The 6,877-nt window shown below is 46.2% G+C and carries 6 protein-coding genes; 1 reads left to right on the top strand and 5 read right to left on the bottom strand.

The genetic code is table 11. The features are described 5' to 3' along the window. On the top strand, positions 1-1,497 hold a 1,497-nt coding region (locus tag Q0256_RS03295; RefSeq protein WP_297960016.1), incomplete at its 5' end, for a molybdopterin-dependent oxidoreductase. An 820-nt stretch (positions 1,498-2,317) separates the two neighbouring features. Here Q0256_RS03295 and Q0256_RS03290 read toward each other — a convergent pair. The 5 genes from Q0256_RS03290 to Q0256_RS03270 form a co-directional block, all read right to left on the bottom strand. Then, entirely contained in the window at positions 2,318-2,581 is a 264-nt protein-coding gene (locus Q0256_RS03290; RefSeq protein ID WP_291938836.1) for a Txe/YoeB family addiction module toxin, read from the bottom strand. Beyond that, positions 2,578-2,841 (bottom strand): type II toxin-antitoxin system RelB/DinJ family antitoxin, encoded by a 264-nt coding sequence (locus Q0256_RS03285; protein ID WP_295152683.1) that lies wholly within the window; start codon positions 2,839-2,841, stop codon positions 2,578-2,580. Before Q0256_RS03285 ends, Q0256_RS03290 begins: the two co-directional genes overlap by 4 nt. Before the next feature lie 124 nt (positions 2,842-2,965). After that, a complete protein-coding gene (locus tag Q0256_RS03280) occupies positions 2,966-4,279 on the bottom strand; it encodes a sodium-dependent transporter (RefSeq protein ID WP_297960014.1) in 1,314 nt (437 codons plus the stop codon). A 650-nt stretch (positions 4,280-4,929) separates the two neighbouring features. Next, positions 4,930-6,243 carry a hemolysin family protein gene (locus Q0256_RS03275; protein WP_297960012.1) on the bottom strand — a complete coding sequence of 438 codons (1,314 nt, stop codon included), beginning with the start codon at positions 6,241-6,243 and terminating at the stop codon, positions 4,930-4,932. Positions 6,244-6,564: 321 nt separating this feature from the next. Continuing rightward, the coding region (locus Q0256_RS03270) for a M48 family metallopeptidase (protein ID WP_297960010.1) at positions 6,565-6,877 on the bottom strand (313 nt) is incomplete at its 5' end.

The following is a 6,877-nucleotide window of genomic DNA, read 5'->3' as shown; positions in this document are numbered from 1 at the left end:
ATAAAATTTTATGAAAACCGCACGATGATAATGGCGGGCTGGGGTATCCAGCGCGCTCATCACGGCGAGCAGGCGCACTGGATGATCGTAACTTTGTGCGCGATGCTAGGACAGATCGGACTTGCCGGAGGGGGCTTCGGCTTTAGCTACCACTACGCTAACGGCGGCGCGCCTACCTGCGCGGGCGGCGTAATCGGTGGAATGAACGCGGCAAGCGTCGGCGTCGTTAAGGACGGCAAATTCCTAGGGCTTGCGCAGGATCAGAAGCAAGGCGGCGAAGCAGCCCAAGCATGGCTGGTAAATACGGCGAAGGTCGCCTTTCCTCTAGCTCGTATCGCGGACGTGCTGCTAAATCCGGGCAAGACGATCGACGCGAATGGCGCAAAGATCACCTATCCTCAGATAGACTTCATCTACTGGGTCGGCGGAAATCCGATCGTGCACCACCAAGACACCAACACCAACATTAAGGCTTGGCGCAAGCCGCGCACCATCGTAGTGAATGAAATTTACTGGACGCCTACTGCTAAGATGGCGGACATCGTGTTCCCGACCACGACGGAGTATGAGCGTAACGACATTACGATGAGCGGGGACTACTCCAATATGCATATAATCCCGATGAAGCAGGTCGTCGCCAAGCAGCACGGCGCGAAGGACGATTATCAAATTTTTACCGACCTTTGCAAGGCTTACGCAGACGGGCTTGCCGAGGTTTATACGGACGGCGGCAAAACGGAGATGGATTGGATCAAAGAATTTTACGAAGGAGCGGCAAGCGCCGTGAACGCAAACACCGCTTTGGGAATACAGATGCCGAGCTTTGAGCAGTGGTGGGAGAAAAACGAGCCGACGGAATTTTACGAAACGCCAGAGAGTGCTGCGTACGTGACGTTTGAAGATTTTAGAAATGATCCCGTTTTGGAGGCTTTGGGAACGCCTAGCGGGTTAATTGAAATTTACTCCGATACGATTGCTGCGATGAACTATAAAGACTGCGGCGCGCATCCGATGTGGTTCGAGCCCGTCGAGTGGCTCGGGATGAAGGAAAAGCCTGCGAAATTTCACCTGCTTAGCCTGCATCCGCTCGATCGCTTGCATTCGCAGCAGAGCAACACCTCAAATCGCAAGAGATACGCCGTCGCGGATCGAGAGCCGGTACTAATAAATACTGAGGATGCTAAGGAGCTCGGCATCAAGCAGGGCGATCTGGTGCGCGTTTATAACGCTCGCGGCGAAATTTTGGCGGGAGCCAACGTAAGCAGCGACATAATGCGCGGCGTGGTGCAGATATTCGAAGGCGCATGGTACGATCCTAACGCCGAGGGGCTTTGCAAAAACGGAAATCCGAACGTGCTTACGATCGATCTGCCTACGAGCGAGCTTGCCAACGGCAACATCTCCCACACGGCGTTAGTAAATATCGAGCTTTATAAACACAAGGCGGGCGAAGATATCAAACTAACCGCGTTTATGCCACCTAAAGGGGCTAAGTAGGGATTGGGAGCGGTTTAGGTTTTAAGACTGGCTCATTGCTGGCTTGGACTAGATACGCCGATCCTCTACAGGCTTTAGCCAAACTCGCCGTGGTTTTGCTACGGCGAGACATATCGATTTCGACTTACCGCGGCTTTATATAGTCGCGCCTGTGCACCGAGACCAATTTAGCTTGCTACAGCCTCGCGACTGCAACGATAGGTCACGGAGCTGATTTAAATTTTATAGCCTTGCGCTTGCAGTGATGACTGAGTTGATTTGATTTATCGTAACTTTGAGCTGCGGCGGGCTGGGATAACAGCGAGCAATATTTGCCTCGCCGTCCTACTCTCTATTTGCTCGTGAAATTCTAGCTAAATTTAAGAACTTGCCGTTTGGACTAAAATTTCAATCCAAACTAAAAAACCGCCTAAGCTTCCATTTAAAATTTTTCTTCGGAATTTGCGTATCGCTAAAATCGTCGCTCCAAATTTCGTTTTTATCGGTGAAATAGCCGCTATTTTGAGCCTGCGGTATAGAGTCGGTCCGATCTTCTATTTTTACGTTTAGCGCCTTGAAATATTGCAGCAGCTCATAATACTCTTTTACAGATACCGCATTTACTAAAAAGAAATTTCTGTTGTTAAATTTAACGACAAAATTTCTTTTTAACAGCCAAAGGCAAAATTTTGAAATTTACTGCTTTAAATCTGCACTGAATTTCAAAATTTTAAGCCATAAAATAAGATAAAATTTTAAAATTCCACGCCTTTTTTGGGTGTGAAAGTTTTTATTTTGGGACAAATACTACCGCTTTGATATTGATGCTTTTGTACGTATTTTACTTATCTCCATAGTGAGTTTTACACTGAGCTATTTCTATGGCGCCATTAGATATCCTAAATACGAGCCGATTTTTTCCATCTATTCTAACACTATAAAGCCCCGATAAATTGCCCTTTAGCGCTTCGGGTTTGCCTATACAATCGTAGCCGTTACGCTCTATATCTAGGATTAACTTATTTATGCGCTTTAGGATATTTTTATCATTTTCCTGCCAATACAGATAATCCTTCCAAGCTTCTTGCGACCAGATTTTTTTCATTGATCCGCTTCTAACAAATCGTGCTCAATCCCGCTATTTTCCTTTAATTCGTCAAAAGAGCGCTTAAGATGAGATAAATTTTCGTGGCTGTAAAAGGGATCTGCCGTCAACTCGAAAGGAATTTTGCGTTCTTGCAATACTTTTTTAGCAAATATTGTAAAAGCAGTAGTTAAATTTAGCCCCATTTCAGAGCATACTTCCTCCAACCCTTTTTTAAGCTCGGCATCCATTCTAAAATTTACGTTTATAGATCGCGTCATATTGTCTCCTTTTTGATTGCATTATACATTATTTATATGGATAATGCAATGATTTATAAATGTGCTTTGCTAAAATTCCATTACGATAGAACACTATTAATTCTAAATCTAGCAAGATTTTAATTCAAAACGAAATGTGCATACTAAGCGCGATTATGCATAAAAGTAGCGCCAGCGGGACATAGACAAAGCGCCCGATATCATACCAGAGCTTGCCGCGAGCCCTATCTGCGCCCAGATTGATCTCATCTAAAATTTCATTACGTTTAATTACCCAAAACCACGATATTGCGCCGATTACCGCTCCGATCGGAATGATATAAATCGATACGAAATCCATCCACGGCCCCCATGAGCTTATCGCTTCCATACCAAGGCCCGCGCCCAGGCAGATCGCGCACAATAACGCAAGCGTGAAGGCGCGGCTTAGCCTTGGAAACTTATGCATTAGCGATTCAGCGACTACTTCGAACATATTTTGAAGCGATGAAATTCCACCAAAAATCACGGCGGTAAATAAAATCACTGCAAAAATTCTACCGCCTGCCATATCTTGTAAAATTTTAGGCAGAGTTACGAAAAGTAGCTTAGGCCCCGCCGCAGGATCCATTCCATAAGCAAATACTGCAGGGATCATCACTAGCGCAGCTACCATCGCGGCTAGCGTGTCAAATAGCGCGGTATTTTTCGCCGCAGATACGACGTCTTCGTCCTTGGATAGATACGCGCCATAGACGATCATACCTGAGCCCGTAATCGATAGCGAGAAAAATGCCTGTCCCATCGCAGAAATCCAAACCATCGGATCTGCTAGCTTAGTAAAATCAGCGCCGAAAAGAAAGGCATATCCGCCTGCAGCACCTTGCAACGTCGCAACCCTAACCGCCAAAATCGCAAATAGCACGAAAAATAGCGGCATCATAATTTTATTCGTTTTTTCGATGCTTTTGGCGCCGAAAAACAGCGTTAGCAACGTGCCTGCGACGATTATGCAGTGATAAGGCACCACGGAGTAGGGCGTCAGGGCAAAAGAGTTGAACCACGTATCGGTATTTTCGCTCATTAGCGAGCCGTCTATGGCTTGGACTAGCGCCTTTAAAACGTAGGCGATGATGACGGCATAGCCCACTGCGATACACATCGAACCAGCAAGTGGCAACCAGCCGATAACCTTACCAATAGCGCCAAGTCCGCGGCTTTTCCACGCGTATTCGTATGAGCCTAGCGTGCCTGTTTTGGCGCGGCGACCGATCGCGTATTCGGCGCTTAGGCCTACGTATGAAAACAGCGCTACGAAAAAAACGTAAATTAGCAAAAATGCGCCGCCGCCGTTCGTGCCGAGTTTGTAAGGGAAGCCCCAGACATTTGCCATACCTACGGCGGAGCCCACGCAAGCGATGATAAAAGCCCAACGCGATGAGAATTTGTGTTTTGTCATAAAGCCATCCGTGTGAAAAATTTTCGTTATGGTAGCAAAAAGGAATTTAAGATTTATTTATGCGGAATTTTAAGGCGTGCCGATTTGATTACTTAGGAATTTTTAGAATTTAAAATTGCGAAGTTTTAAAGCAAGATTGGCGGAATTTTACGATTAAAATCGATAGAGTTAATTCTGCGATACTACGCGGCAAAATTTTATCTTTATAATTTTAGAATTTATTCGTGAAATTCCACGCTTAGGCTTTGGATTTAAAATTCGCTTAGCCTGGGTTTGTAGCGGGGATTGCTATTTAAGTTAGGCGAGAAATTTAGATCAATTTAAATTTTAAAATTCCGCGAAATTTTAAAATTTTAAAATTTACGATCTCGCAAAATTTAAAAATAGGCTCATCGAGAAATTCTATCTAGCGTCGCTCTGGCAGAATTTTCGCGGTAGAATTTCGCCTTTCGTTTGTAATATGCAGAGGACTTATAAATAGCACTTTATGGCGCTCTGAAGGGCGGCGGGCATTCCTGTGCCTAATATATGTGGGAGCGGCGAATAAATTTTTGCCCTATATGGGGATTGAGAGCGTCGCAAGCGGCAGCATGTTTGAAATTTCCGGCACGCAGCATCGCAGGGCGGAATTTATTAACCCATACTTTGGCTTAGTTATTTTTCTCAGCCTCTTCGTTTTCTTGCGGCTGCGAGACTGCTTTTTTGATCGCTTTTACGAGCGAAACTCTTGTGCCATCCATTCGCAGCACTTCATAGTCGCAGTTTTCATCGCTTATTTTATCGCCGATTTCAGGTAGGCTGCCGAAGAGATTAAAGACGTAGCCGCCGATCGTTAGCTGCTCGGTCTCTTCGTCGAAGTCAATGCCCATCACTTCCTCGACGCCTTCGATCTCGAAGCGGCCTCTAAACTCAAAGGTGTTCTCGTCGATACGTTTGAAATTTTGCGCATTCGCGTCGTGTTCATCGTTGATGTCGCCAAAAATTTCTTCTATTATATCTTCCATCGTCAAAAATCCCGCCGTGCCGCCGTATTCGTCGATGACGAGCGCTGCAAAAATGCGCTGCTTATTCATCATCGGTAAAATTTTAGAGATCGGGCTGTTTTCAGGCACGATGATGAGCTTGCGCACGATCTTATCGAAGCTTTTATCTCCCTTTTGCTGGATGATGTCGCGGATGTGGATGAGGCCTAGGACGTTATCTTTGCTGCCGTCGATATACGGAAAGCGCGTAAATTTCGACTGCAATACGGTTGCGTAGTTTTCATCGTAGCTTTTTTGCTTATTTAGGCATATGAGATCGCGCCTTGGCGTCATTATCTCTTTAGCGACCGTGTCGCTGAAATCGACGGCATTTTTGATGATCTCGGTCTCTAGGCTATCGAGCACACCGCCCTTTAGGCTCTCGCTCGCGATGATTTTGATCTCTTCGTCAGAAAGCGCGAGCTCGCTCTCTTTGGCGGGCTTTACGCCGATGATTTTAAGCGAGACGGCAGCGATGAAGTCAAATGCCTTGATGATCGGAAAAAACATAATCCAAAAAATATGAAGCGGTCTGGAGATAAAAAGCACGATCTTCTCGGTTTTGGCAATAGCGATGGATTTTGGCACCAGCTCGCCGAGCACGACGTGAAATAGCGTAACGAGCGTAAAAGATATGACGAAGGCGATCGTATGCGCCGCCGCTCCACCGCCTATGCCGACGGATCTTAGCGGCAGCTCGATCAGTCTCGATACCGCGGGCTCACCGATCCAGCCGAGGGCGAGCGAGCTTATCGTAATGCCTAGCTGAGTGGCGCTGAGGTAGGTGTCTAGGGAGTTTGAAATTTTAAAAGCGAGCTTTGCGTTTGGAATTTTATCCTTGATAAGCTCTTCGAGGCGAGACTTTCTTACTTTGACGATTGAGAATTCCGAAAGAACAAAAAAAGCATTCATAAAGATGAATACAAAAGCTAAAACTAACATTAAAACCGAACTGTCCGTGTCCAAATTTTTTATCCTTTGAAATTTAAAAATAAATATTTTGCAATTATATCTAAAAACGCTTTAAAATCCAAAAGGCACGGAAAATGCCTCGCGCCCGTGCGTGGAATTTTGCGGTAATTTAGGATTTTGCGCCGCAGCAGGCCTTTGTCGCGGCGAGATTCTATCGCGATAGAGCTTTGGCGCGGCGGCGGATAATCCTAGCGCCGTGCGCAAGCCCATTAAGAAATTTAAATGCGACGATAAAACCTGCTACTTAAAAACCTCAGCACGCAAGCTCTTGCGAAATTTTAAATCGCAAGACTATCTATTTCTCGCGGCAGCCTCGTAAAGCGGCAGAACTTTTGGCATCACCTCTTTTAGATCGGCGATACGATCGTCGTTTGAAGGGTGCGTGGACATAAATTTAAGCGGATGGCTCTCGTTTAGCTTATTCATTTTCTCCCAGACATTTATCGCCGCCCTTGGATCGTATCCTGCGCGCGCCATCAGCTCGACACCCATCAGATCGGCCTCCGTCTCATGCGTGCGCGAAAACGGCAGCGTGAAAGTGTACTGCGCCGCCATGTTCAAAGCCGCTGAGCCCAGATCTCCAAGCCCTGCTGCAGAGCTTGCC

The organism is uncultured Campylobacter sp. (genome assembly GCF_937949835.1).
GTDB lineage: Bacteria > Campylobacterota > Campylobacteria > Campylobacterales > Campylobacteraceae > Campylobacter_B.
The sequence above is the reverse complement of the archived record's forward strand: the minus strand, read 5'-3'. Positions and strand labels throughout refer to the sequence as shown.

Bases quoted from the DNA above. Each gene is read 5' to 3' on its own strand.
- Q0256_RS03285 (WP_295152683.1), bottom strand. From the start codon at position 2,841: ATGACGCGATCTATAAACGTAAATTTTAGAATGGATGCCGAGCTTAAA.
- Q0256_RS03280 (WP_297960014.1), bottom strand. From the start codon at position 4,279: ATGACAAAACACAAATTCTCATCGCGTTGGGCTTTTATCATCGCTTGC.
- Q0256_RS03290 (WP_291938836.1), bottom strand. From the start codon at position 2,581: ATGAAAAAAATCTGGTCGCAAGAAGCTTGGAAGGATTATCTGTATTGG.
- Q0256_RS03275 (WP_297960012.1), bottom strand. From the start codon at position 6,243: ATGTTAGTTTTAGCTTTTGTATTCATCTTTATGAATGCTTTTTTTGTT.